We start from the raw sequence: 1135 nt of genomic DNA, 5'->3' as shown, positions 1-1135 counted from the left end.
AACCAAAAGATTTCGCTATGTGCGTGGCGCAAAGCAAACGCTAGTTTGCTCCCGTACTGTTCATAGCTAGACCGTTACCCAACATTTGACCAAACCATTGAACATATTGCTTAAAAATATAAATTGGACTAAGAAAAGTGGAATTCTGATTATCGGAATTTGTTTAAGTGCAATGCTTTTAAAATATTTGGTTCAACCTTACAGAGGTACTTGGATTTACCAATATGGTAGTTTAATTTCCTTGTTTGTTTTCTATGGGGGAATTTTATGGTCGCTGATTAACACAATACTCTTGATTTCAAAACATAAATCTGACTTGAAAAATAATCTGATTTGGATTTTTTTAAGTGCAATTCCATTTTTATATATTGGAATAATGATGACAATCGCAATGAATCAAACTCTTGAATAATGTTCTGGAAAAGAAAGAAAAATAAATCAACGGAATTTAAATGCTCTGAATGTGGAAATGTCCATTCGGAATGGCCTGCTTTAGCGTTTAAATCACCTGCGAATTACGACTTTCTGTCTGATAAAGAAAAAAATGAACTTGGAAAATTAGAATCGGACTTTTGCGAAATTCACTACGAAGACCAAATTGACCGTTTTATAAGAGTAACGCTTACTCAAAAAGTAAAAGACGCTTGCGAAACGTTGGAATACGGACTTTGGGTATCATTAAGCGAAAAAAGTTATTTAGACTATAAAGAAAATTACAATAATCCGAATCACGAAACTGGATACTTTGGTTGGTTATGTAGCAATGTTCCTGAATATGGAGATACATCTTCAATTCCTTGCGATGTAATGACAAAAAGCGGAAATGACAGACCAGAAATTTTTCCTCACGAAGATTTTGACCATCCATTTGTTCGAGATTATTACGATGGAATTTTAAAAACAGAAGCGGAAAATAGAATAAAAGAAATGATAAAAAACGTTGGGTAACACCGTATATAATTTATTGCTAGTTCTAGCCTACTTACGAAAATCCTCACGGATTTTCTATTCGGTTTTTATTTGATAAATTACGTGCTTAACCACGCAACTTTCCATATACAAACACGTTGCATGCAATAAACTAGCTTTTGGTGCATCTAGCTTACTTTATGAATTGAAATATAATTGGAAAAAA

1 protein-coding gene is annotated in these 1135 nt (G+C 33.0%); it reads left to right on the top strand.

Annotation, left to right across the window (positions count from 1 at the left end; all coding sequences use genetic code 11):
• The first annotated feature begins 411 nt into the window (after positions 1-411).
• Entirely contained in the window at positions 412-948 is a 537-nt protein-coding gene (locus Q0945_RS15920; protein WP_299436629.1) for a DUF2199 domain-containing protein, read from the top strand.
• Positions 949-1135 lie beyond the last annotated feature (187 nt).

Origin of the sequence: uncultured Maribacter sp. (assembly GCF_947500405.1) — a bacterium.
Lineage (GTDB): Bacteria > Bacteroidota > Bacteroidia > Flavobacteriales > Flavobacteriaceae > Maribacter_B.
Note: the sequence above shows the minus strand (reverse complement) of the source record. Positions and strands in the feature narration are given on the sequence as shown.

Excerpts from the sequence above, each read along its gene's own strand:
- Q0945_RS15920 (WP_299436629.1), top strand. The coding sequence starts at position 412 with ATGTTCTGGAAAAGAAAGAAAAATAAATCAACGGAATTTAAATGCTCT.